Origin of the sequence: Bacillus sp. JJ1562 (genome assembly GCF_036962705.1) — a bacterium.
GTDB lineage: Bacteria > Bacillota > Bacilli > Bacillales > Bacillaceae_L > Ferdinandcohnia.
The window spans coordinates 1-25,566 of sequence record NZ_JBALOQ010000007.1 but is presented as its reverse complement, the minus strand read 5'-3'; the positions used below and the strand labels follow the sequence as shown (position 1 = coordinate 25,566).

The 25,566-nt window shown below is 37.7% G+C and carries 26 protein-coding genes and 1 pseudogene; 23 read left to right on the top strand and 4 right to left on the bottom strand.

Going from position 1 to position 25,566, the window contains the following annotated elements; genetic code table 11:
* Positions 1 to 94: 94 nt before the first annotated feature.
* Complete coding sequence (locus tag V7097_RS04935; RefSeq protein ID WP_335702489.1) at positions 95 to 1,219, top strand: TIGR04053 family radical SAM/SPASM domain-containing protein; 1,125 nt, start codon at positions 95 to 97, stop codon at positions 1,217 to 1,219.
* Positions 1,220 to 1,393: 174 nt separating this feature from the next.
* Here the strand turns inward: V7097_RS04935 and V7097_RS04930 are convergent, their stop codons facing one another.
* Entirely contained in the window at positions 1,394 to 2,098 is a 705-nt protein-coding gene (locus tag V7097_RS04930; protein WP_335702488.1) for a Crp/Fnr family transcriptional regulator, read from the bottom strand.
* 334 nt (positions 2,099 to 2,432) lie between these two features.
* Between V7097_RS04930 and V7097_RS04925 the strand changes: the two genes are divergently transcribed.
* The 4 genes from V7097_RS04925 to V7097_RS04910 are packed head-to-tail and all read left to right on the top strand — an operon-like array spanning position 2,433 to position 5,706.
* The gene (locus V7097_RS04925) at positions 2,433 to 2,957 is read left to right on the top strand and encodes a cytochrome C oxidase subunit II (RefSeq protein WP_335702487.1); all 525 of its coding nucleotides are present in this window, start codon (positions 2,433 to 2,435) and stop codon (positions 2,955 to 2,957) included.
* Between the two features lie 14 nt (positions 2,958 to 2,971).
* The gene (locus V7097_RS04920) at positions 2,972 to 4,453 is read left to right on the top strand and encodes a cbb3-type cytochrome c oxidase subunit I (protein ID WP_335702486.1); all 1,482 of its coding nucleotides are present in this window, start codon (positions 2,972 to 2,974) and stop codon (positions 4,451 to 4,453) included.
* Entirely contained in the window at positions 4,443 to 5,051 is a 609-nt protein-coding gene (locus tag V7097_RS04915) for an SCO family protein (RefSeq protein WP_335702485.1), read from the top strand. The genes V7097_RS04920 and V7097_RS04915 overlap by 11 nt, the downstream gene beginning before the upstream one ends.
* A 10-nt stretch (positions 5,052 to 5,061) precedes the next feature.
* Positions 5,062 to 5,706 carry a hypothetical protein gene (locus V7097_RS04910; protein WP_335702484.1) on the top strand — a complete coding sequence of 215 codons (645 nt, stop codon included), beginning with the start codon at positions 5,062 to 5,064 and terminating at the stop codon, positions 5,704 to 5,706.
* A gap of 58 nt (positions 5,707 to 5,764) precedes the next feature.
* Here the strand turns inward: V7097_RS04910 and ric are convergent, their stop codons facing one another.
* The gene (gene ric / locus V7097_RS04905) at positions 5,765 to 6,472 is read right to left on the bottom strand and encodes an iron-sulfur cluster repair di-iron protein (protein WP_335702483.1); all 708 of its coding nucleotides are present in this window, start codon (positions 6,470 to 6,472) and stop codon (positions 5,765 to 5,767) included.
* A 198-nt stretch (positions 6,473 to 6,670) separates the two neighbouring features.
* On the opposite strand from ric, the gene V7097_RS04900 reads away from it, so the two are divergent.
* The 12 genes and pseudogenes from V7097_RS04900 to V7097_RS04845 all read left to right on the top strand — a co-directional run bounded on the left by V7097_RS04900 (position 6,671) and on the right by V7097_RS04845 (position 18,631).
* Complete coding sequence (locus V7097_RS04900; protein WP_335702482.1) at positions 6,671 to 7,939, top strand: molybdopterin molybdotransferase MoeA; 1,269 nt, start codon at positions 6,671 to 6,673, stop codon at positions 7,937 to 7,939.
* Entirely contained in the window at positions 7,924 to 8,436 is a 513-nt protein-coding gene (mobB, locus tag V7097_RS04895; RefSeq protein WP_335702481.1) for a molybdopterin-guanine dinucleotide biosynthesis protein B, read from the top strand. Before V7097_RS04900 ends, mobB begins: the two co-directional genes overlap by 16 nt.
* Positions 8,437 to 8,601: 165 nt before the next feature.
* Complete coding sequence (locus V7097_RS04890) at positions 8,602 to 9,075, top strand: molybdenum cofactor biosynthesis protein MoaE (RefSeq protein ID WP_335702480.1); 474 nt, start codon at positions 8,602 to 8,604, stop codon at positions 9,073 to 9,075.
* Positions 9,072 to 9,305 carry a molybdopterin converting factor subunit 1 gene (gene moaD, locus V7097_RS04885; protein WP_335702479.1) on the top strand — a complete coding sequence of 78 codons (234 nt, stop codon included), beginning with the start codon at positions 9,072 to 9,074 and terminating at the stop codon, positions 9,303 to 9,305. The genes V7097_RS04890 and moaD overlap by 4 nt, the downstream gene beginning before the upstream one ends.
* Positions 9,306 to 9,442: 137 nt before the next feature.
* Positions 9,443 to 10,483 (top strand): N-acetyl-gamma-glutamyl-phosphate reductase, encoded by a 1,041-nt coding sequence (gene argC / locus V7097_RS04880; RefSeq protein WP_335702478.1) that lies wholly within the window; start codon positions 9,443 to 9,445, stop codon positions 10,481 to 10,483.
* A 28-nt stretch (positions 10,484 to 10,511) separates the two neighbouring features.
* Positions 10,512 to 11,741 (top strand): bifunctional ornithine acetyltransferase/N-acetylglutamate synthase, encoded by a 1,230-nt coding sequence (argJ, locus tag V7097_RS04875; protein WP_335702477.1) that lies wholly within the window; start codon positions 10,512 to 10,514, stop codon positions 11,739 to 11,741.
* Between the two features lie 11 nt (positions 11,742 to 11,752).
* Positions 11,753 to 12,529: an acetylglutamate kinase gene (argB, locus tag V7097_RS04870; protein ID WP_335702476.1), complete on the top strand. Its 777-nt coding sequence runs from the start codon at positions 11,753 to 11,755 to the stop codon at positions 12,527 to 12,529.
* Positions 12,529 to 13,680: an acetylornithine transaminase gene (locus V7097_RS04865; RefSeq protein ID WP_335702475.1), complete on the top strand. Its 1,152-nt coding sequence runs from the start codon at positions 12,529 to 12,531 to the stop codon at positions 13,678 to 13,680. Before argB ends, V7097_RS04865 begins: the two co-directional genes overlap by 1 nt.
* A gap of 94 nt (positions 13,681 to 13,774) precedes the next feature.
* Positions 13,775 to 14,170, top strand: a pseudogene (locus V7097_RS04860) (carbamoyl-phosphate synthase domain-containing protein); the annotation flags it as partial.
* A gap of 95 nt (positions 14,171 to 14,265) precedes the next feature.
* Positions 14,266 to 17,391, top strand: a complete 3,126-nt coding sequence (locus V7097_RS04855) for a carbamoyl phosphate synthase large subunit (RefSeq protein ID WP_335702474.1) — start codon at positions 14,266 to 14,268, stop codon at positions 17,389 to 17,391.
* Positions 17,388 to 18,347: an ornithine carbamoyltransferase gene (argF, locus tag V7097_RS04850; protein ID WP_335702473.1), complete on the top strand. Its 960-nt coding sequence runs from the start codon at positions 17,388 to 17,390 to the stop codon at positions 18,345 to 18,347. Before V7097_RS04855 ends, argF begins: the two co-directional genes overlap by 4 nt.
* 104 nt (positions 18,348 to 18,451) lie before the next feature.
* Positions 18,452 to 18,631, top strand: a complete 180-nt coding sequence (locus V7097_RS04845) for a YjzC family protein (RefSeq protein WP_335702472.1) — start codon at positions 18,452 to 18,454, stop codon at positions 18,629 to 18,631.
* Between the two features lie 36 nt (positions 18,632 to 18,667).
* Here the strand turns inward: V7097_RS04845 and V7097_RS04840 are convergent, their stop codons facing one another.
* Complete coding sequence (locus V7097_RS04840; protein WP_335702471.1) at positions 18,668 to 18,856, bottom strand: YjzD family protein; 189 nt, start codon at positions 18,854 to 18,856, stop codon at positions 18,668 to 18,670.
* 152 nt (positions 18,857 to 19,008) lie between these two features.
* On the opposite strand from V7097_RS04840, the gene V7097_RS04835 reads away from it, so the two are divergent.
* From V7097_RS04835 to V7097_RS04825, 3 genes are all read left to right on the top strand, one after another.
* Complete coding sequence (locus tag V7097_RS04835) at positions 19,009 to 19,740, top strand: alpha/beta hydrolase (protein ID WP_335702470.1); 732 nt, start codon at positions 19,009 to 19,011, stop codon at positions 19,738 to 19,740.
* 265 nt (positions 19,741 to 20,005) lie between these two features.
* Positions 20,006 to 20,566, top strand: a complete 561-nt coding sequence (locus tag V7097_RS04830; RefSeq protein WP_335702469.1) for a hypothetical protein — start codon at positions 20,006 to 20,008, stop codon at positions 20,564 to 20,566.
* Between the two features lie 98 nt (positions 20,567 to 20,664).
* Positions 20,665 to 21,621, top strand: coding sequence for a BMP family ABC transporter substrate-binding protein (locus V7097_RS04825; protein WP_335702468.1), 957 nt, complete (start codon positions 20,665 to 20,667; stop codon positions 21,619 to 21,621).
* A gap of 29 nt (positions 21,622 to 21,650) precedes the next feature.
* Here the strand turns inward: V7097_RS04825 and V7097_RS04820 are convergent, their stop codons facing one another.
* Positions 21,651 to 21,908, bottom strand: coding sequence for a hypothetical protein (locus V7097_RS04820; protein ID WP_335702467.1), 258 nt, complete (start codon positions 21,906 to 21,908; stop codon positions 21,651 to 21,653).
* A 261-nt stretch (positions 21,909 to 22,169) separates the two neighbouring features.
* Between V7097_RS04820 and V7097_RS04815 the strand changes: the two genes are divergently transcribed.
* The 3 genes from V7097_RS04815 (at position 22,170) to V7097_RS04805 (ending at position 25,278) form a co-directional block, all read left to right on the top strand.
* Entirely contained in the window at positions 22,170 to 23,102 is a 933-nt protein-coding gene (locus tag V7097_RS04815; RefSeq protein ID WP_335702466.1) for a beta-ketoacyl-ACP synthase III, read from the top strand.
* A 78-nt stretch (positions 23,103 to 23,180) separates the two neighbouring features.
* Positions 23,181 to 24,419 (top strand): beta-ketoacyl-ACP synthase II, encoded by a 1,239-nt coding sequence (gene fabF, locus V7097_RS04810; protein WP_335702465.1) that lies wholly within the window; start codon positions 23,181 to 23,183, stop codon positions 24,417 to 24,419.
* A 220-nt stretch (positions 24,420 to 24,639) separates the two neighbouring features.
* Positions 24,640 to 25,278, top strand: coding sequence for a DUF2268 domain-containing protein (locus V7097_RS04805; RefSeq protein ID WP_335702464.1), 639 nt, complete (start codon positions 24,640 to 24,642; stop codon positions 25,276 to 25,278).
* Positions 25,279 to 25,566: the final 288 nt, after the last annotated feature.

Here is a 25,566-nt window from a genome sequence, read left to right as displayed (position 1 = left end):
CAATTTCAAACACCTCCCTAATCTGTGATGTACCTCACATAATTCACTTATTTATAGTGTTAAAATGTGGACATTAACAAAGGAGGTTTGCCTCATGTTTGAAAGAGATTATAACAAAGACCCATTTATTGTGATTTGGGAGCTTACAAGAGCTTGCCAATTAAAATGTTTACATTGCCGTGCAGAAGCACAATATACGAGAGACCCTCGAGAACTTTCCTTTGAAGAAGGGAAAAGGCTAATCGACCAAATATATGAGATGAATAATCCAATGCTCGTGTTTACTGGCGGGGATCCATTAATGCGTCCTGACGTTTATGATATTGCTGATTATGCGATTAAAAAAGGTGTACGTGTTTCAATGACACCAAGTGCAACACCTAATGTTACAAAAGAAGCTATTGAAAAGGCTAAGGAAGTTGGCTTGGCGCGTTGGGCTTTTAGTTTAGATGGACCAAATGCAGAAATTCATGACCATTTCCGAGGTACAAAAGGTTCATTCGATTTAACGATGAGAGCTATCAAATATTTACATGAACTTGAAATTCCAGTGCAAATCAATACAGTAATATCGAGATATAATGTTCATGCCTTAGATGAAATGGCAAAATTGGTTGAGGACCTTGATTGTGTATTATGGAGCGTCTTTTTCCTTGTACCAACAGGTCGTGGTAAGGATACGGACATGATTTCCCCTGTTGAACATGAAAAAGTTTTCCGTTGGTTATATGATTTAAGTAAACATGTAAAATTCGATATTAAAACAACAGCAGCACAGCATTATCGTCGAGTCGTCATCCAATCCAAACTGCGTGAAACAAAGGATATTGATAAACAAATTCGCTACGAAGATGCACTTATGAAGGGGAAAACTGGTCAAATTGATGGACTAGGAAGGGCACCACAAGGTGTAAACGATGGTAACGGATTTGTCTTTATTTCTCATATTGGAGATGTGTATCCAAGTGGGTTGCTACCTGTTAAAGCAGGAAATGTACGTGAGACTCCATTAGCTGAAATTTATCGTGAATCACCAATATTCAAGGATTTGCGTAATCCGGACAAATATAAAGGAAAATGTGGAGTATGTGAATTCCGACATGTATGTGGTGGATCACGTTCTCGTGCATATGCGATGACAGGAGATTACATGGAGAGTGAACCATTCTGTATATATATCCCAGAAGCCCTTCGTAAAAAAGAAAAAACACTTAAATAACAGTAGAAAAGTGCAAGGCGCCTGCTTATCGGCGACAAGCACAAGAAAAGCGCTGACAGAAGGCGCTTTTTGCCTTCAGAAGCGATTGGCTTGTGACCTCGAGCCGATGGCGCCTGGAACTAGACAAATTTAAGACCCATGGGGTTTCCCGTGGGTCTTTGTAATGTGCCTGTATTATTCAATACTACAATACTTTGCTGGACAATCCTCACATTGTATTTCCATTTTAATATATGCTAAGTCGTGAATCGTAATATAGCCTTTGTAAACGGAGATTATCCCCTTAGCACGCAATTCATGCAGCATCCGATTTACACTTTCTCTTGTAGTTGCACAAAAATTAGCAAGCTCTTGATTTGTTAAATGCAAGTCTATAAGGATGCCATTATCTGTTTGAACACCATAACTATTGGTCATTCGAACCATGGTTGAATACAAAGCTCCTTTTTTACCTAATAAAACAAGATCTCTAAATTTTGTTTGTGTTTTTCGAAAATGGTCACTCATCCATTTCATAAATTCAAATGCTAAGCTCGTATTTTCAAAGAGTTTTCTCTCTAAATCGTCCTTTTGAATCACAGCAATTTCGCAATCCTCTAAAATTAGACAATCAAATAAATACTTTGGCTGATCGGTGAATAATGTCAGCTCCCCAACGATTTCATTTTGGCTACAAATTCGAAGGGATAATTCACTGCCATCAGAAGTTCCTTTGCTCACCCTTACACGGCCGGAAAGAATGAGGTACAGCTCAGATGCCTTCATACCTTCCCGGAATAAATAGGTTCCTTTTTCCATTTGCATGACGTGATTAGCTGATTTCAAAAGCTCTGTTAATTCATTTGAAATGATTGATTTTTGTAATGTCAATTGACTCATAGGTACCACCTTCCTAAGCAGGAATGCTATACTTGATTTTAAGAAAATAATATAATGTTAGTTACTCATGAGGTGTATAATAAATCACACATATTGTCATAATGCTAGCTGAAGCTCTGTAATATAAGGATTATCCCCAATTATGAACAATTTTTAACAATTGAGAAAATGCCCGCATCAACCTATTTAATTAAATAAAAAACGAAAAAAGATGCATTCTTGACAAGAATGTGTCTTTTTTCATTTTCAGCCCATTTTGTGACAAACTTAACAGATTTAAGGATGCACAATATGTGAGAATTTTCCTGAATAGAGAATTTAGGAGGGGGTTCTTTTGTACCAAACAGCCGCTTGGTATCTTTCTATTATTTTAATGACCTTAATTACAGTTATTTTTATTACCATCGTACTAAAGACTAATAAAAGAAAAGAGTATGAGGCAATTCAGAAAAAATGGTACCGCTTTAGAACTATTTATTTCATTGTTTTACTTGTTGTATTTGGAACTGCAACGTATTTTACACTTCAAGATCTTCCATTTGAAAGACCAGTTTACGGACAGGAAGAAAATCCAGTTATTGTCGATGTAGAAGCTGTTCAATTTGGCTGGAATATGAGCCAAACTGAATTCAAAGTAGGCGTTCCAATCGAATTCGATATCACAAGCTCAGATGTTAACCATGGCTTTGGTATTTATGACAAAGATATGAATTTATTAGCACAAACCCAGGCAATGCCAGATTATACGAACACTGTTTTCTACACATTCTCGGAGCCTGGTACGTATCAAATTTTATGTATGGAATACTGTGGACTTGCTCACCATCTCATGATTGGTGAAATTGTCGTAACAAATTAAGGAGGGGGTTAACAATGTCTACTAATATTGCAATTGGAGGGACAAAAACTTTCCGAAACAGAACAATTGCTATGTATCTACTAACAGGTGGCCTTATTATTCTATCAATGATGGTATTTGGAGTCTTGATGCTTCTTGCACAAGGAAAAATGATTGATGTAGACCCTGGATTTTTTTATGAGATAATGACGGTCCACGGAACAGGCATGATTGGCGCCGCTGCATTAGCTGCAGCTGCTGTAATGTGGTACTTCCTCAGTAAATATGTTCAATTAAGCAAAACGATTCTGATTACTAATTTCATCACCTTCATCATCGGAGTCGTAATGGTGTTGGTAGGTATCTTTGTTTTTGACTTTGCGGGAGCTTGGACTTTTCTTTATCCACTACCAACTATCTCCGCTGGTGGATGGGCAGTAGGGGGAGCAGTGCTTTATTTAGGCGGTATGCTTATACTTGGTGTAGGATTTTTATTACTAAATTTAGATGTTGCTAGAGCGATTATTAAACAATATGGAAGCTTAGGCGGAGGTTTAGGGTGGTCAATTGTATTTGGAAAGGAAAAAGGCTATGGTCCTCCAGCGACTGTAGTGGCTAGTACAATGGTTGCAATTGTAAACACCACTGCATTAATTGCGGGAGCAACAATACTAATTATGAACCTTATAAATCTATTTATTCCATCGATCACAATTGATCCAATGCTTGCAAAAAATCTAACATATGCTTTTGGTCACATCTTTGCGAACTCTATTATTTACATGGGGGTTATTGCAGTTTATGAGATATTAGCAGCCTATACTAATCGTCCATGGAAAGCTAATCGCCCATTCCTGATTGCATGGAACTTTTCAACACTATTTACGATTACGATTTATTCTCACCATTTGTTAATGGACTTTGCAATGCCAAAATGGATGATAATTATTGGACAAGTGCTTTCATATGCAAATGGATTACCAGTATTAGTTGTCACAGCTTATGGCGCGCTAATGATTGTGTATCGTTCAGGTATTAAGTGGGACATTGCCTCATCATTTATGTTTCTATCCATGTTTGGATGGGTAATTGGTGTCGTACCGGCAATTGTTGATGCAACGATTGTTGTAAACCATGTGATGCATAACACAAAATGGGTACCAGGGCATTTCCACATGTATATGGGATTAGGTGCAACAGCTATGCTTTTTGGATTTATGTATTACTTAGCAAAAGTGAATGGAAAAGAAACCTCTCTTGATACGATTAGTTTTTGGGTTTACACAATGTTCTTCATTGGATTATGTGGGTCGTTCCTTTTCTCTGGAAAAGTCGGAGCACCAAGAAGATGGGCAGAGCACTTTCCTGAATGGATTCCATATGACCGTATGGGAGTAATCTTTGGTATCTTTATCTGCCTTGCTGTCTTGACATTTGTCATCCGATTTTGGAATTTCTCAAGATCAATTGATTATAAGTTTCAGGAAAAAATAGGACCTGATCAACATGTGGCGTAAAAGTATTGGAATAATATTTGCACTTGTAGCGGGTGTTACTTTGCTGTGGATAGGTACAGACGGTTTTCGTGCTTTTACAGCAGAGAAGGCAAGAATAATAGATTTAGAAAGGGAGCAGCCAAAGCTCCCTTCCGCTACATTAATCGACTCTAATTCGAAAAACTTTCACTTACAGGAATTAGAGGGAAAATACACACTTCTGACCTTCATGTATACAAGTTGCGGAGATGTATGTCCGGTTTTGGAACGAAATTTTGCTGAAATCTATGAAAACATCCCAAAAGATGTTCTGGGAAAAGAAGTTGTACTAGTAAGTATAAGCTTTGATCCTGAGAACGATACTCCAACTGTTTTAAAATCCTATTCAGACCATTTTGGAGCAGATGGGGAACACTGGAAAATGGCGACGATTCAGGATGAGCAGGAATTACAGAATGTGTTAGATGTACTTGAAGTAATCGTCATACCAAATGAATATGGCGGATTTGAGCATAATTCCGCATTTTATGTGGTCAACCCAGAAGGAAAATTAACAAATATTTTTGATTACCAAACACCACAAACTGTTGTGGAATATTTAGATTCATTTTTATTTTAGAGGTGAAAATATGTACCGTAATCGTGATTTATTTATAGGGATACTTTTACTTCTATTCGTTTCTTTCCCGTATGTAAGAGCATTGTTAGAAGAGAGCATGGTTGGAACGATGTTCATACAATACCCATTGTTAGTAGTCGGTGGTTATTTTCTAGCTAAAGGATTTCGGAGAAAATGGCGAAACTTTTTTCTATATTTCAATGAAAATGGAATTGCAGGGATTATTATTATATTATCTGTTACAGGATTTTGGATGTTACCACGGGCGATGGATGCTGCATTGAATGAACCTTACATGGAAGTTGCAAAATATATAAGTCTACCATTCTTTGTTGGGGTTTTCTTGTACTATAGCTGGCAGCTACTTGGTCCAATTAGCAAATCCTTTATTTGGGCGAATCTTATTTCTAAGATTTTTGTAATGAGCTGGCTTTATTTAGTGTCACCTGCAAGACTATGTAATAATTATTTAGTATCTTCCCAGCAACAGCTTGGAAAAGCCCTGTTTATCTTAGGCTTTGCAATCTGCATCCTATTTATGGGGCGAGTTTTTATTGGGAATCCATTTGCTCAAAACGCTAAGATAGATATACAGCCATTCATTCGTTTAAAAACAAATAGAACTGAGGCGCCTTCTGTTCCAACATTAAAATAAACATATAAAAACCACGATTTCAAATGAAAACCGTGGTTTTTATGCCCCTTTGTATTAATTAGTTCCCGGATGCTGCTCTTGGAAATAGGATATTATTTTCTAAATGAATGTGCTGGAATAGGTCTGCCTCCAGTGCTTCAAGACGTTGGTATACTAGGCGGTATGTTCCACATGCACCAATTGGTGGTTGGAAGTCATTTGTAATGTCACGGATTTCTTTAATTATATTTCCAGCCTCGTCATGATCGCCTTCTAATTCTGCCACATGTTTTTTCACTAATTCGTGATTTTCGGCTGTTGGTTCAGTTTCAAATTTAGCGATGAGAGGAAATGACTCTGCTTCCTCTTTAATTGTATGCTGTTCAAGCTCAACCTTTAATTGATTAAATAGTGAATGCACTCTTGCAAGATGTGGATGATTTCCTCCATGGACTCTTAGCACCTTAGTTACATATGGACTAAGCTGTGGCAGCTCTTCATTTAAATAACGGTGATGTTTATTCACGATATGGTCAATTAATTCAGAATAACTTGCGGCCTTCCAATCCACAGTTTTTTCATTTAATTCCTTCATCTCATGATAAAGTGTATTTAATTTTGATAAAACCTCATCCTTGGAAAGATGTCTTTCCTCAATGGCATCTATTAGTGGGCGGTTACCGCCACAGCAAAAATCAATTCGAAGTTTTTTGAAAAGGTCTCCAGCCTTCGGAAACTCAGTTACAATTTCTCCAATAATATGTTGTTCTGTAAAAGTTTGTTCCATGATTTTACCTCCTAATAAGTAACTACTTATTAGGATAGCTTTAAAAATGGGAGAATGAGGTGATACGTATCACACATTTGTAGAAAAACGTCATAAAATAGGATGTGAGTGATGTATATCACTGCAAGAAAGTAGTGGTTTTTGCTTAAATATACTACAATAGGAAAAAAGTAGATAAAAAAGTGAGTGAAAAATAATATGGTTGAAAGACGGACACCCATACCTGTTCCGGAAGCGGTATCACGGGTAATGGAATTTGCAGGTTCAGGGGAAAAAGAAGTAGTACCAATTGAAGCTAGTTATGGAAGATTTTTAGCGGAGGACGTAATTGCTGATCACGATGTCCCACATTTTGACCGGTCACCATATGATGGCTTTGCTGTTCGTGCAATTGATACAGTTAATGCGGGACAGGATCATTCAGTTGAATTTGAAGTCATTGAAGAGATTGGAGCCGGGTCTGTTGCAATAAAAGAAGTAGGAGCTTTTCAAGCAGTACGAATCATGACAGGTGCTGCGATGCCGGCAGAGTGTGATGCAGTTGTCATGCTTGAATTAACAACTGAAAATGAACGTGATGGTAGGAAATACATGTCAATAAAGCGACCATTTAGGTCTGGCGATAATGTATCGTTTCAAGGTGAAGATACCAAAAAAGGCTCAGTTTTAGTGGAAAAAGGCGTCTTTATTAATCCAGGTGTAAAAGCACTTTTGGCTACCTTTGGCTACCATCGAGTAGAAGTGGCAAAGAAACCTGTCATCGGTATTTATGCTACTGGAACAGAATTGCTTGATGTTCATGAGGAACTTGTACCTGGAAAAATACGAAATAGCAATGCCTATATGATAAGTGCACAAATTGAAAGAGCGGGTGCCGAGCCAAAGTATTTCGGAAAACTTCCAGATGAATTTGATCTTTGCTTTGAGGCAATCAAAAATGCAATTAATGATGTTGATTTCTTAATCACGACAGGTGGAGTATCTGTTGGGGATTATGATTACCTTCCTGCCATTTACGAAAAATTAGGTGCAGAAGTCTTATTTAATAAAATTGCGATGAGACCGGGAAGTGTCACCACAGTTGCCCAACTAAATGGTAAGTTATTGTTTGGATTATCTGGAAATCCATCAGCTTGTTATGTTGGCTTTGAATTATTAGTTAGACCGGTAGTGCGGACAAGATTATTTTCTAATTGTCCACATCTTTTAAAAATGAAAGCAGAGCTCAATGCTGACTTTCCAAAACCAAATCCATTTACAAGATTTGTAAGAAGTAAACTCAGTTTTTCAGAAGGAAAACTTGTAGTGGCTCCAAGTGGTCTTGATAAATCAAATGTCGTAACCTCACTAGCAGGAGCAAATGCATTTATGGTTTTACCCGGTGGAACGCGTGGTTTTGCAAAAGGTGACGAAGTAGATGTGTTGTACCTCGAGGACCAAGAAGGAAGTATATGGCCTTGGAAATAAGGTTTCCACTTTTGCAAATCGTCGGGTATCAAAACAGCGGGAAAACAACTTTAGTTGAAAAAATCGTAAAAAAAGGAACGGATTTTGGGTACCAAATCGCTACCATTAAACATCATGGGCATCATAGTAGCTTAGAAAGTCTTCATCAAGAAAAAGATTCTTCCCGCCACTTTAAAGCTGGAGCGTCGGCAACGATTGTAGAGGGTGGTGGGAGTTTACAGCTTGAAGCGAGGACTTCTGAATGGACGCTCGAGAAGCTAATACAGCTATACGCATTTTTTGAAAATGATATGATAATAATTGAAGGTTATAAAACTGCTGATTATCCTAAAATTGTCTTGATCAAGAAAGAAGAGGATATCGAGCTGCTTTCTTCATTAACAAACATCATTGCAGTTATAGCTTGGATTCCCGTTCAAACCGAGTTTCCCCTTTATCAGATAAAAGATGAGGATAACTATTTACATTGGATATTTAACTTTATTAAGAGTGGATAAATGTAGTAAACCTTAATATTTAAGTCGAGAGGAACGAACTTTTATTGAATAAAGTTAAATACCTCCGGCGGATGCCACAGATTTTTCAAAGGAAGTTTTCGAGCAAGCTCGAAAAAATCTGGGCGCAAATACGCCAAGGCATATTTGATTGAAGGAGGTACAAAAATGAATAACATTGATTTATATAAGATTACGAAAGAGCCGATTCAGGTTGATGAGGTAACGAATAAAGTCATTAGACGTGAAGCTGGAGCTGTTACGACTTTTATCGGTACGGTTCGCGAATTTACCAAGGGGAGGAAAACCCTTTATTTGGAATATGATGCGTATATTTCAATGGCAGAAAAAAAGCTAGCTCAAATTGGTGAAGAAATTTCGGTGAGGTGGCCTGAGGCGAAAACTGCTATAACCCATCGAATAGGTCGCTTGGATATTTCTGAAGCAGCTGTTGTCATCGCAGTCTCCACACCACATCGGAAGGATGCCTATGCAGCAAATGAATATGCAATCGAACGTATTAAACAAATCGTCCCTATCTGGAAAAAAGAACATTGGGAAGACGGGGAAATGTGGATTGGAGATCAGTTAGAAACAAAACAATATGCAACTGGCCAACCTGAAGAGGAGGATTTGAAATGATTACGATTTTATTTTTTGCCCATTTACAGGAAATGGCTGGAACGGATAGAATCAATTTAAATGCGGATAAGATAACCGTATCATCTCTAAAACAGAAGCTTGCAAACGATCATGATATAAAAAATCTTGATCAAATCATGTTTGCCATAAATGAAGAGTATGCAGTCGATGACGATATTGTAAGAGCAGGAGATACTGTTGCTTTGATACCACCAGTAAGTGGAGGTTGATTTTTAATCACCTTCTCTCTGGTGGTTTTTTTTGCGTAAAAAATCTGATTTTTTATAAAAATACAATTGATTTTATTTTTATACAGACTTATAATGATACATATTCTACATTAATTAAAAACAATGAGGTGGATATATTGAAAGCGGCAATTATAGGGGTTACTGGCTATGGCGGAATTGAATTATTGAGATTGTTGGCAAACCACCCATCTATAGAAGTGCATTCCATTCATACTTCGTCACAGACAGGGATGAGGCTTTCAGAGGTCTACCCCCATGTTATAAATCTTGTAAATGATTCATTAGAAGAAATCGATATTCCGAAGATTGCAAATGAGGTGGACGTTGTTTTTCTTTCAACACCATCAGGAGTTTCAACAACAATTGTCCCTGAGCTATTGAAAGAAAATGTGAAGATTATTGATCTTTCAGGAGATTATCGGTTAAAAAATCCTTATTTTTATGAACAATGGTATAAAAATCCAGCTGCTTTACAGGAAGACTTAAACAAAGCTACATATGGATTACCAGAATGGTATAAAGAAGAAATTCAGAATAGTAGTTTTATTTCAAATCCGGGCTGCTATCCAACTGCAACTGTTCTTGGGTTAGTACCAATAATTAAAAATAAACTAATTGATGAAAAATCAATTGTAATAGACGCAAAGTCTGGTATTTCTGGAGCGGGAAAAAGTCCATCAAGAACAACACATTTTGCTGAAAGTAATGATAATTTTTCAATCTATAAGGTTAATCAGCATCAACATATTCCAGAAATTGAACAGGTGTTACAAGGCTGGGATGCCTCAATTCCATATGTGACATTTAGTACACATTTAGTGCCAATGACAAGAGGAATCATGTCCACGATGTACATCAACAGTGCAGTAGATTCACTTACATTGGATCAGCTATATGAACTATATAAGGAAGGTTATCATGATTCTCCATTTGTGAGAATCCGAGAAAAGGGTACATTCCCTGCCACAAAAGAGGTCTATGGCACAAATTATTGTGATATCGGCCTTGCATTTGATGAAAGAACAAATCGGATAACAGTAGTTTCAGTTATTGATAACTTAGTGAAGGGCGCTGCAGGCCAGGCGATCCAAAATGCTAATCTAATGTTTGGGTTAGAAGAAAATTCAGGATTAAAGCATGTCCCATTATTCCCATAAGAGATTCAAAGAAAAGGAGTGACTTTGCATGATAGATACGAAGGAAATTCAAATTTTAAAATTAGAAGAGGGGTCTGTTATAACCCCAAAAGGATTTAAAACAGCAGGAGTTCATGCCGGATTACGTTATTCAAAGAAGGATCTAGGGGCAATTGTTTGTGATGTTCCTGCGAACTGTGCGGCCGTTTATACGCAAAGTCATTTTCAAGCCCCTCCTTTAAAAGTTACAAAAGAAAGTATTGCAGCCCGGAATAAACTACAAGCGGTTGTGATTAATAGTGCTTGTGCGAATGCATGTACGGGTGAACAAGGATTACTAGATGCATATGAAATGAGATCTGAAACAGCTGCTCATTTTGGAATGGAGGACCACTTAGTAGCAGTTGCTTCAACGGGTGTAATCGGTGAGCTCCTGCAGATGGATAAAATTAAAGCAGGCATAAAACTACTTGAGCCGACTAATACAAATAAGGCTGCCGATGACTTTCAAACAGCGATTTTAACGACTGATTTAGTGATGAAAAAAGCATGCTATCAAACAACAATTGATGGAAAGACCATTACGATTGGTGGAGCTGCAAAGGGCTCAGGGATGATCCATCCGAACATGGCGACGATGCTTGGCTTTGTAACAACAGATGCAAATATTGATTCAGAATCCCTTCAAACAGCGATGAAAGCTGTGACAGATGTGACATTTAACCAAATCACGGTAGATGGTGAAACCTCAACAAATGATATGGTATTGATCATGGCAAGTGGTTTGGCAGAAAATAATCAGCTTTCACCAGAGCATCCTGAATGGGACTACTTTGTGTCAGCGCTTCAATCCACTTTTGAAGATCTTGCAAAGCAAATTGCAAAGGATGGAGAAGGAGCTACAAAACTAGTAGAGGTCAATGTATCAGGCGCTATTTCTGATGTCGATGCCCGCATCATCGCGAAAAAGATTGTAGGGTCAAACCTTGTTAAAACAGCAATCTACGGAGCAGATGCGAACTGGGGAAGAATTATTGGCGCGATTGGCCATAGTACAGCTACTGTGAATCCAGATATTGTGGATATCTCAATCGGATCTATTCTAATGCTAAAAGGGAGTCAACCAGTGGCTTTCTCAGAAGAACTTGCAAAACAGTATCTTGAAGGAACTGACATAGTCATTCACGTTGACCTCCATTTAGGAAATGGTACAGGAACGGCTTGGGGCTGTGACTTAACCTATGATTATGTCAAAATCAATGCAAGCTATCGTACGTGAGGAGACTTGAAATGCAGACAATTGTTATCAAATGTGGAGGTAGCATCCTAGCTAAGCTTTCAGACTCATTTTTTAATAGTATAAAAGAATTAAAAGAAAGCGGATATAGAGTCGTTGTTGTTCATGGAGGTGGCCCTGAGATTGGCCAGACACTCACTTCGTTAAACATAGAAAGTGAATTTGTGAATGGACTGAGAAAGACAACAAAGGAAGTCCTAGATGTTGTTGAAATGGTACTATCCGGTACGGTCAATAAAAAAGTTGTCGTCGAACTCGAAAAAGCTGGAATCCCTTCAGTTGGATTATCTGGCTGTGATGCAAAACTAATTTCAGCAAAGCCTGTAAATCTAGATCAATTAGGCTATGTTGGTGAGATTGCACAAGTTAATATTTCGTTTCTAGAATTTCTTTTATCTCAAAATTACGTTCCTGTTATTTCTCCAATTGGGATTGACGAGAATTTTACAAAGTATAATATCAATGCGGATACAGCAGCAGCAAGTGTTGCTATCGCTCTAAAGGCTGAGCATTTATTATTCGTCACAGACGTAGATGGAATTAAAAAAGATGGTGAAGTTCTACCTTCACTCTCCACGGATTCTGTTCTTACACTCATCGAAGAAGGAACCATCTACGGGGGGATGATACCAAAGGTAAGAGCAGCTCTCTCGGCACTAAATGATGGCGGACTTAACGAAATTACAATAATTAATGGAAAGGATTCTCTACTTTCCATGGACGGAACATTAAAAGGGACAAAAATCGTAAAAGAACTAGAGGTGGTTTAATGGATGCACTATTTCCAACCTATGCGAGATGGGATTTGACGGTTGAATCAGCAGAGGGTGCAATCATTGTTGACAATACAGGAAAAAAATATTTAGATTTTGTTTCTGGAATCGCAGTATGTAATCTCGGACATCGCCACCCGGCTGTAATCGAAGCGGTGGAAGAACAGCTGAAAAAATATTGGCATGTATCGAATTTATTTAAATCTGATATTCAACAAGAAGTAGCCCGGAAGCTTGTCGCAAATACAGATCTAGATGCAGTTTTCTTCTGTAATAGCGGTGCTGAGGCAAATGAAGCAGCATTAAAGCTTGCTCGAAAATATACTCAAAAGTCAAAGGTTATTACGTTTCAACAATCCTTCCATGGGAGAACATTTGGAACGATGGCTGCAACGGGACAGGATAAAATCCATTCAGGGTTTGGACCTCTTTTACAAGAATTTGTATATCTTCCTTACAATGATTGTGATGCGTTAGAGGAAGCTATGGATGATTCAGTAGCAGCAGTTATGGTTGAAGTTGTTCAAGGTGAAGGTGGAGTCGTTCCTGGATCGGAAGGGTTTCTAAAAAAGATTGAAGAGCTTTGCGTGAAGAATGGTTCACTTTTTATAATTGATGAAGTTCAAACCGGAATTGGCCGAACAGGAAAAGCATTTGCTCACCAACATTTCAATCTATCACCAGACATTATAACAATAGCAAAAGGTTTAGGTAGTGGACTTCCTGTTGGTGCCATGCTTGGAAAGGAAAAGCTGAAGGAAGCATTTGGACCTGGCTCACATGGTTCAACATTTGGCGGTAACCCAATTTCATTAGCAGCAGCTAAAGCAACTTTATCGATCATTTTTCAAGATGAGTTTTTGGCAGAGGTTGAGAAAAAAGGTGCTTATTTAAAGGAAGAGCTTAAAAAAACACTACCTGATCAAGACATTGTAACAGAGGTTCGCGGAAGTGGATTAATGTTAGGTATTGCTTGTAAAGCTGAAGTTGCAACAAGCATTACAAAACTACGTGAAAACGGATTGTTAGTTCTTCAAGCTGGACCAAATGTCATTCGACTTTTACCACCATTAACTGTAACCTACGAAGAAATCGATGAAGCCGTTAAACTAATAAGGGATAGTCTTGTGGCCGAGTATATTTCTTAAGAGAAGGTTTCGAACTACCAGTCATACAATGAATTTTTTTTGAATAACTTTGTATAAAAATACGTCTACTCAAATAAAAATACGAGGTGAAACCATGAAGGGATATCTACACTTAGAGAATGGTGAAAGCTTTGAAGGAAATATTTACGAGAATAGCTCAAGCACAACGGCTGAGCGCGAAATCGTATTCAATACAGGAATGACTGGCTACCAGGACGTTATAACCGATCCTTCCAATAAAAATCAAATCATTGTTTTCACTTACCCCCTCATCGGTAATTGCGGAATTAATGAGCTCGAGTTTAACACGAAGCCCCAGGTTGCGGGAGTCATTCTATATGAAACAAAGGATACCCACTCTCATTATGATGGCAAATACTCGCTAAGTCAGTATTTAAAGAAGTGGAACATTCCATTACTCTCACATGTGGATACACGTGCAGTTGTGAAAAGAATACGTGACAAAAAGACAGAAAAAGCAATCATTAGTAAGCAACCTGCTCTGGCTGGGGTATTGTATTAAGTTAATTACCTGTGAATGCTACAGATTTTCGTACAAACGTAAAGGTTAGGAGAGAAAAATTTATGCCTAAAGATCATTCAATTCAATCAATACTAGTAATTGGTTCAGGGCCTATCGTAATCGGGCAGGCTGCAGAATTTGATTATTCTGGTACACAAGGCTGTAGGGCATTGCGTGAAGAAGGTTATAAAGTTATTTTAGTGAATAACAATCCTGCAACCATCATGACTGATGAAGTCAATGCCGATGTTGTGTATTTTGAACCACTTACAGTTGAAAGCATCGAGAAAATCATTGCAAAAGAACGTCCAGATGGATTACTTGCAACCCTGGGTGGTCAAACAGGCTTAAATTTAGCTTTTAGCCTAAGTGAACATGGAATTTTAGATAAATATAATGTAAAGGTTATTGGAACATCGATTGACTCCATTAAAAAGGGAGAGGATCGAGAGGCTTTTCGAAGCTTAATGAATGAATTAAATGAGCCTGTTCCTGACAGTGAAATTGTTACAACTGTTGAAGAAGCAATTGCTTTTGTTGAAAGGATAGGATTTCCAGTCATTATTCGTCCAGCATACACATTGGGGGGAACAGGAGGAGGCATTGCGCACGAGCAGCAGCAATTGATTAGTCTTACAAAAAATGGCTTGTCCGAAAGCCCAATTACTCAATGTTTGATCGAAAAAAGCATTGCTGGATATAAAGAAATTGAATATGAGGTTATGCGTGACCAAAAAGGAACCTGTATAACGATTTGTAATATGGAAAACATCGACCCAGTTGGCATTCATACGGGAGATTCAATCGTCGTCGCTCCATCACAAACCTTAACAGATGATGAATATAAAATGCTACAAGCTTCATCGGCAAAAATTATCTCTGCATTAGGAATTGTTGGTGGATGTAATATTCAATTTGCATTGGATCCTTATAGCAAAAACTATTATCTAATTGAGGTAAATCCGCGTGTTAGTCGTTCTTCAGCACTTGCATCAAAAGCGACCGGCTACCCAATCGCAAAAATAACAGCAAAGCTTGCAGTTGGCTATACATTAGATGAACTAATCAACCCGATAACAGGTAACACATTTGCTAGCTCAGAGCCTACATTAGATTATGTGGTTGTAAAATTTCCGCGCTTCCCATTTGATAAGTTCACAGATGTTCCAAATGTACTTGGAACACAAATGAAAGCAACTGGAGAGGTCATGTCACTTGACGTGAACCTAGAAGGTGCCATTCAAAAGGCAGTTCATTCCTTAGAAGGAGAAAATGAAAGCTTACGCTTACCTAAATTAACAAATCTTTTATCTGCCGAGCTTAATCAACTTGTTGAAAAGGGAAGTGAAAATCGTTTTTTTGCGGTACTTGAACTTTTTAGAAGAGGAACTACCGTGGATGAAATACATGCGGTCTCAAAAATTGATTCATTTTTTCTACACATTTTCAAATCGTTAGTGGACTATGAGGATAAGATTAGCAAAACATCCGTCGATAAGTTCTCAAGCGAATTCATGCAAGAGATAAAAGAAAAAGGTTTTACTGACCAATATATTGCTTACCTCAGTGGTGAGGATGAAAAGACGATTCGTGCAAAACGTAAGGAACTTGGTATTATTCCTAGCTTTAAAAGTGTAGATACATGTGCTGGTGCAATTGCATCCCAGTCGTCTTATTATTACTCCAGCTATTTTGGTGAAAATGAAGCACAAGGTTCTACGAAACAAAAGGTTTTAATTCTGGGCTCTGGACCCATTCGAATCGGTCAAGGAATTGAGTTTGATTATAGCTCTGTACATGGAATTTTCGCTTTACAAGAAGAAGGCTATGAAACGCTCTTACTGAATAACAATCCTGAAACAGTAAGTACTGATTATGAAATTGCGGATAAATTGTTTTTTGAGCCATTAACATTTGAACATGTGTTAAATGTAATCGAAGCTGAAAAAGTGGAACAGGTAATCGTGCAATTTGGTGGTCAAACAGCCATTAATCTTGCACAAGGATTAGAGGCAGCAGGAGTAACTATTGTGGGAATTACTAACGACGTCATTGACCAGCTTGAAGACCGTGACCGTTTTTATAAGTTGTTAGAAAAGAAAAATATTCCACATATTCCTGGTGAGATTGCAGATAACACGGAAGAATTAGTGGTAAAGGCATCCGAAATCGGCTATCCTGTATTAATTCGACCTTCCTATGTAATTGGTGGGAAAGGGATGGTTGTTATTTATAAAGAGGGAGAGCTTTCATCCTATATAAAAGAGGTTCCAAATGATTCATTTCCACTCTTAATCGATGCATATGTACCTGGTTTAGAAATTGAAGTCGATTTACTTTCTGATGGGAACGATATTCTCATTCCTACCATTGTTGAACACATTGAAAAAGCGGGCGTTCACTCAGGTGATAGTCACGCGATTATGCCAGCTATTTCATTATCTGAAGAAAACAAGAAAACAGTCACAGACTATGCAGAAAGAATAGTTCGTGAACTACAATTTAAAGGGATCATGAATATCCAATTTGTTGTTAGTGACAATCAAATTTACGTCCTTGAAGTGAATCCACGTGCTAGTCGTACAGTTCCAGTTATAAGTAAAATTACAGGAATTCCGATGGCGCAGTTAGCTTCGAAACTTGTCCTTGGAAAGTCATTACAAGAGGTTTCATCTCAAACTGGCTTATTACCTGATTTACCTTACTTTACGGTAAAATATCCAGTCTTCTCAACCTATAAACTACTCGGTGATCCGACGGTAGGACCGGAAATGAAATCAACTGGTGAAGGAATTAGTATTGCAGATACGATAGATGAGGCTTTAACAAAAGTGTTCCATAGCTATATTTTATCGAAAAAAGGTGCCGACGAAATTGTATTCGAAACTGAACTTATTCCCGTTGAAATAAAGCAATTAGCTGAGGAAATGGGATTAAAAATATATACCGTAAATGACATTTCAGAATGGAGCAAAAGCGATAAGGCTTTAGCATTTGTGAGTCTAACGAATGATGAAAAATCGAAAAAGAATAAAATAGAGGCAAGTCAAAAGCGAATTCATGTATTTACGGAAATTGAGACATTACAAGCATTTTTAAAAGCATTCAGTGATTCTCATTTTTCAGTTATGTCAATTCAAGAACGCAGAGGTACATTCAAAAATGAGAAAGAAGTGATTAATAAATGACAACAACTTTAAAACATAATGTAAGTAAGGCGTTAAAAGGAAAGGATTTACTGAATCTTATTGATTTAACGCAAGAAGATATTATCGCTTTATTAGATTCAGCTATTGAAATCAAGCAAAAACATAAAAATGGGGAAGAAACTCCCTATTTAAAAGGAAAAACATTAGCGATGATTTTTGAAAAGCACTCAACCCGCACAAGAGTTTCATTTGAAGCTGGAATGCTTCAATTGGGAGGAAATGCAATCTACCTAAATAGTAATGATATGCAGCTAGGTAGAGGAGAATCAATTGCAGATACAGCAATGGTTTTATCTGAGTATGTGGATGCCATCATGATTCGTACATTTGAACATGAGAAAATTGAGGAGCTTGCGAAGTTCGCAAGTATCCCAGTCATCAATGGCTTGACCGAGGATTTTCACCCATGCCAAGCGTTAGCTGATTTACTAACGATTTATGAACATAAGAAAACCTTTAAAGGCAGTAAACTTGTCTATGTTGGTGATGGCAATAATGTAGCCCATTCCTTAATGATTGCTGCAGCAAAAGTTGGCTTAGACTGTACGGTTGTTTGTCCACCTCAATATGCTCCGAAAGCTTTTATTGTAGAGAAAGCAAAAGAAATTGCGAAAGAGACAAATGCAGTCATTGAGGTTAGCCATGACCCAGTCGGCGGTTTAAAAGGTGCTGATTTTATTTACACAGACGTTTGGGCAAGTATGGGCCAAGAACAGGAACAGCAAGAAAGAATGCAAGCGTTCATGCCTTATCAAGTTAATTCAAAGCTTGTGAGTGCAGCTAATGAAGATTATCTTTTCTTACACTGTTTACCAGCACATCGTGGTGAAGAAGTAACAGCTGAAGTGATTGATGGACCACATTCTGTTGTTTTTGAACAAGCAGGAAATCGTCTACACGCTCAAAAAGCCGTATTAAAAGCAATTATGGAATAAAAAACCTTTAAGTCTCGGCCTTCAATGGTACCGAGGCTTTTTTCATGATTTTGAACATGAGTGGGAATAGTAATCATGTATTACTATTCAAAAGGAGGATTATGATGGGGCAAAGTCATGAATTTCGTGCAGGGCAAAAAGCACCGAATAATGGGATTTATGTAGAAATCGGCGAAACAGGAGATATGGTTAAAAATCCGAAAAGTGTAAAATTAAGTGCTGGTGACGCATTCCCTGAAAACTCTAACGACAACCGCAAATGGACATATAAAAGAAAGCCGTGACAAACAAAAAAGACCCGATGGGGTCTTTTTTGCATATTAATGATTAGGTTCCTCTACAGGCTCATTTGGAATAACAGAACCTAAAATAACGATTAGGGCTGTAACAATAACAGCTACGATTGAAGCCGTCTGAAATGAATATGTAGCCCCCTGCATTGATCCAATAACATATGAAGCCATTTGGATTAAGAGGAATGTCCAAAAAAATGTCCAAAAATAACGCAATGTCTTCACCTCATTAAACAATATCTGTAATTAGTTTACCACAATTGTCATCTGATAGAAAAGACATTTGTAGGCATTTCCCCCTTTCATCTTTTTTTCCATAACATACACTAATAGCAAAGGACGAAAAAACATTGTAGGAGAAGAGTGCAATGGTACAAAACAAAACATTTTTCAAGCTCGATTCGGAGTGGTCTGCTCTTCATTTGCCAAAACGTCCAAATGGTTTCGCTGTTTTAATAATCGGGGATAAAACAAATTTTGTAGATGAGAATTCGAGCTTTTGGATCCAAAACTACGCAAGGTCTCAAATTCTCGAATATCTAAAGGATGAAGGATATACAGTATTTTATTCAAACTTATACGGTGCAAATTGGGGAAATCCAGCTTCCGTCAAATTAGCAACACAGCTCTATCACATCATTATGAAACAAGAAATTCTAAATAAACGCATACACATTCTGGCGGAGGGGATGGGTGCATTAACAGCAATGGAGCTAAGCAAAATGCTAAAGGAAGAAATTCGCTCTATGGCTTTCTTAAATCCATGCATTGATCTAGTGGCACATATCGATAATGAAAGAAAAAATAAATTTTATTATAAAAAGCTGATAAAAGAAATTGCTCGGGCTTATCAACTTGACGAAAGGCAAGTTGAACCGAATATTCAAAAATTAGCACCAAGTAATAAATTACTTTTTTCAAATATCCCAATCAAAATTTGGCATAGCACAAATGAAAAGACATACACTCCTGAAATTCACAGTAAGAAATACCAAGGCAAAAATGAGATGGTTACATTAAGCTATCACATTAGTGAAAACACGTATGCATTTAGTCGCTCAATTGGTAGCTATTACAAAGCGAATGAAAAAGACCTATAAAAAGTCCCCTTTCTTTTTTACGAATAGGGACTTTTTATTTGCCCACTCGCATACGATACTGTAACTTTATTCAGCAGACGTAGCAAATTTAACTTGCCGGATTTATGTAGTTTAGTCTTTTGTTGAGGTTCAAACTATGGCTGAATAAAGTTAAGCCTCCGGCGGATGCCACGATTTTTCAAAGGAAATTTTTCGGGGCAAGCCCGAAAAAAATCGGGCACAAATACGCCAAGGCGTATTTCATTATGAATAGGGGATGTTACAAGTGAAAAAGGTCATACTATTCGATGCTTTCTCGTTTGTAGGATATGGACTCTGCTGTAGAATGATAGACAATGAAATTCATGTGTTTGGAGTAGATGCAAAACCAAAGGAAGATAGTCCTGAAGAGGATAAAATGCTTCGTATTGGCCGTAATGCCTTTTTTGAATTTATTGAGTACCCGAAAGCAATGATGAACCAAGAGATGTTCGTACAAACAGATTCCGTGATTTACCCGTGGTATAGCCCAAACTTTTCGGAACGCAATGAAGAAAAAAGAAATACGCTTCAATCAGTGCTAGAATATTGTAATGATACAAATACAAAGCTAATTCTAGTTTCGGCGCATTCGTTAGACAGGAATACAATGGATGATTTAAACGACGAGCTTAATGAGAGCTGGTATTCCAAGATTAATATTGATAATAGTTTATGTGAGCATCGAAAAGTTCGAACTAAAAATATAGAATTTTTGTTTACATTTATCGATTTTTCAAATAAAGAGTTGGAGGAAGGAATCAAAATAAAGAGTGATCATGAAGAGTGGATTTCTCAAAATTTTTAAGCCGAAAGCCTTCTTTTGCTTTCCAATTCCTAAAAAGTACAATAAAATATAGGTAAGATTGGGCGATTTTGTTTTTTGATTTTGAAGGAGTTGGAGTAATGCAAAAGTTGTTTAGGTGGGTGACGCTCTTATTTCTCTTAATCACCCTCGTATCTTGTGGACAAACAGATGCTAGTACCGGGTTGAAAAAAGTGGGCTTATTAGTCCCGGATACGATCGATGATCAAGTATGGGGTACTGAAGGATATAAGGGGTTATTGCAGATAAAATCAAAATTTCAGGTCGATGTCTTTTACAAAGAAGGAATTATTTCGGAAGCTGCGACGCGAACAGCAGTGAATGAATTTGTGGATAAAGGCGTCAATTTAATATTTGGTCATGGAAGTGAATATGCTGAAATTTTTAATGAGATTGCAGATGAATACCCTGATGTCCATTTCATTTTTTTTAATGGAAATACGAGAAAAGAGAATGTAACAAGCCTAAACTTCGATGGGCATGCCATGGGCTTTTTCGGTGGTATGGTCGCTGGAAAAATGACGGAAGCGAACAAAGTCGGAATTATCGCTGCATTTGAATGGCAACCGGAGATCAATGGATTTTATGAAGGTGTTTTATTTCAAAATGAAGAAGTTGATGTAGATATTGGCTATGTTCAAAACTGGGATGACGATGAAAAGGCAATATTAATTGCAGAAAAAATGATAGCTGAAGGTATAGATATTCTTTATCCAACCGGGAATGGGTACAATGTCCCTGTAATAGAAAGACTGAAAGAAGAGGGCCTTTATGCAATTGGTTATGTTTCAGACCAATCCGACTTAGGGAAAGAAACTGTGTACACAAGCACGGTGCAGCATGTAGATCAACTCTACCTTTTAGTTGCAAGTAATTTTAATGAGGGCGAACTCGCATCTGGAACCCTTTATTTTGATTTTCAGGACGATGTTATTTCAATGGGTACCTTTAGCCCGAAAGTAGATAATGAATTTATTAAGGAATTAAACGGCTACATTAAAGAATATAAGGAAACAGGGGACCTTCCTTCAAAATAGAAGAGGCTATCACATAGGGTGATAGCTTCTTATTTTTTTCGAAAATATTTAAGGAGTGGGGAAAGATCTTTTAATGCCGGCTTGATTTTATCGATTGAAGTCATAATATCATCTAATTGGTTCATTAGTTGATTGAAATCAACTCCCTCTTCTTTCTTTACTTCTTGAGCTTTATTTTCAACTTTCCTACCTCTTTGACCAAACATAAGTCGATCAAACCGATCCATCCTAGAAGATTCACGCTCTCCCTCTTGCTTACCATCAATATTCTCTTGCTCATTGCTCATCTTTTTTCACCAACTTACAATTTGAAATTTCTACAGTAAATTTTTAATATTATTATATGTATCACTGCACAAAATGAAATAGGCCATCATCACGCATAACACTAGGAAAATGTGGAAACTTAGAAAAAATAAAACCAAAGAGTTGATAACAATTAAAAAATGAATTAAAATTAGTACCAAGTCATAAGAATTGATAATAAGAAAAGTGCGGAATACTAAAAGCTATAAATTTATGTTTTCTCATAAAAGGGAGATGTTTGTATGGGCGTAGGAATAATCGGAATCAATCGATTCGTACCAGAAAAGGTGGTTACAAACCAGGATCTTGAAAAAATTATAGATACATCAGATGAATGGATTCGAACAAGAACAGGAATAGAAGAACGTAGAATTGCCGATGATGATACAAATACATCTGATATGGCGTATGAGGCAGCGCGTAAAGCAATTGATGATGCAGGAATCACTCCAGATCAAATAGATATGATCATCGTAGCAACAGTGACGCCTGACCATCCATTTCCATCTGTAGCATGCATGATTCAAGAACGTTTAGGTGCAAAAAAAGCAGCTGCAATGGATATAAGTGCTGCTTGTGCTGGATTTATGTACGGAATCATTACAGGTAAACAATTCATCGAAACGGGTACTTATAAGCACATATTAGTAGTAGGTGTTGAAAAACTTTCAAAAATCGTTGACTGGAGCGATAGAAATACAGCCGTGCTATTTGGAGACGGAGCTGGTGCAGCTGTCCTTGGTGAAGTTTCAGAAGGCAGAGGTATCCTATCTTTTGAATTAGGTGCAGACGGTACAGGTGCTAAACATCTTTACCAGGACGAACACATTATCATGAACGGTCGCGAAGTTTTCAAATTTGCAGTAAGACAAATGGGTGAATCAAGTGTAAATGTTCTTGAAAAGGCTGGACTAACACGAGAAGATGTAGATTACTTAATTCCACACCAAGCAAATATTCGAATCATGGAAGCTTCTAGGGAAAGACTTGAGCTACCTGTTGAAAAAATGTCGAAAACAGTGAATCAGTTCGGAAATACATCTGCAGCCTCAATCCCAATTTCAATTGTTGAGGATATCCAAGCAGGAAAAATTAAAGACGATGACGTAATAGTAATGGTAGGATTTGGTGGAGGTTTAACCTGGGGTGCTATCTGTATCAAATGGGGTCGCTAAGGAACAATCTTTACTTGGAAATCAATACTTATGCAATAAAGGATAGAAATTTTCAATGAGGTTGGAAGGAGAATAATTATGGAAAAGAAGCGTGTAGTAGTTACTGGATTAGGCACGGTTTCGCCGCTAGGCAATGATGTGAAGACGACTTGGGAAAACGCAAAAAATGGTGTCTCTGGGGTCGGTCCATTAACAAGAATTAACATCGAGGGCTTACCTGCAAAAGTAGCAGCAGAATTAAAGGATTTTAATCCTGAAAATTATATGGATAAAAAAGAAGTACGTCGTATGGACCGCTTCACACAATATGCAATGGCTGCTTCTTTTATGGCTGTCGAAGATGCAAATCTAACCATCACTGATGAAATTGCTCCACGAGTTGGAGTTTGGATTGGTTCAGGTATTGGTGGTATGGAAACACATGAAGAACAGCACAAAATTTTCTTAGAAAAAGGCTATCGACGTGTAAGTCCTTTTTATGTACCAATGATGATTCCGGATATGGCAGCTGGCCAAGTGTCCATCGCTATTGGAGCAAAAGGAATTAACACATGTACCGTAACAGCATGTGCGACAGGTACGAACTCAATTGGGGATGCTTTTAAAGTTATCCAGCGTGGAGACGCGGACGTCATGATCACAGGTGGAACAGAAGCACCATTAACAAATATGTCATTTGCAGGATTCGTTTCAGCAAGAGCATTATCGTTAAATCCTGATCCAAAAACAGCAAGCCGTCCATTTGATCAAAACCGCGATGGATTTGTAATGGGTGAGGGCGCTGGAATTCTTGTTCTTGAAGAACTAGAACATGCGTTAGCACGTGGTGCACATATTTACGCAGAAATCGTTGGCTATGGTGCAACAGGAGATGCACACCATATTACAGCTCCAGCACCAGGTGGCGAAGGTGGAGCTCGCGCAATGCGACAAGCTATTGCTGATGCAGGGCTTTCTCCTAGTGAAGTGGATTACATCAATGCTCACGGAACTAGCACAGATTACAACGATAAGTTTGAAACCGCAGCAATCAAAGAAGTTTTTGGTGAACATGCTCATAAGGTAGCAATTAGTTCAACAAAATCCATGACAGGACATTTGCTCGGAGCTGCAGGCGGTGTGGAAGCAATCTTCTCTGTTCTAGCAATTGAAGAAGGAATCATACCACCAACGATCAATTATGAAACACCAGATCCGGAATGTGACCTAGACTATGTCCCTAATAAAGCAAGAGAACAGGAAGTAAATGTTGCCCTAAGTAACTCACTTGGTTTCGGTGGACACAACGCAACCATTTTATTTAAAAAATATCAATAATATTTACGTAAAGAGTCAGGCCAAATGGTCTGGCTCTTTTTTTGTCAATTTGAATACGATATATTGCTGTGAAAGGAAGTGATGAAATGGGGTAATACGTACGGACCAATGGATAAAGGAAACACCTGCAAATCCTATTGAGCTCTGTAAAAAACTAACTAGCTATTTTCCAAAGGGAGCCGGAGCACACGATATTTACCAACAATTAAAAATGCACGGAATGTACAGGTCAGCCTCTAAACCTATACTTGAAAATCTACCGAAAAACGTATGGGTAAAAGTGGAAAAAGAATATGGGGCCTTGCAAAAACAATGGGACGGTCCTCAAGTTCCTATTTTCATTTTCCCAGCTGATGATACAAACTCCAAAATCAAAAGAGAGTTTAATGGAAAATCAGGCGTTGCCTTTAAGGATAAATTATTTCTATTCTTCTCACCGCATAATACACATTCAGAAATTAAAGCTGTTTTAACCCACGAATACAATCATGTGTGTCGCTTAAGAAAACACAAAAAAAATGAAGCCGAGTATACGTTTTTGGATAATGTCATATTAGAAGGGCTTGCAGAAAATGCGGTCCGTGAACAATGTGGGAGTGAGAACTTGGCAGGTTGGACGAAATATTACTCCAATCAGGAACTCCAAAAAATAGTCGAGCAACTCATCATCCCTAATCGAAATCTTAAAAGATATGAAAGAAAACATAGCGATCTATTATACGGAAAGAGATTTTATCCGAAAATGGCAGGCTACTGTGCAGGCTATTATCTTGTCCGAAACTATTTGGAATCCAACAAACTTCAAACGAAAGCAATCTTAGGAATGGATTCAAAGGAGTTTGTGAAGGAGTATCTTTGATTTTAAAACCGTAGGAAGGGAGGGATTCCTGCGGTTTATTGTGGTTTAACTTTAGCTTTTGGTTATTAAAGAAAAAAACCTTAACAAAAGTGATGGATATGATGGGATTTTGGATAAAGTAGGAAAAAGCCATATTATAAGTGATGGATAAGATAACACATTTGGATAAAGTAGGAAAAAGTCATAGTGTAAGTGATAGATAAGATAACTCTTTTGGATAAAACAGGAAAAAGCCATAGTATAAGTGCCGGATAAGATAACACATTTGGGTAAAACAGGAAAAAGTCA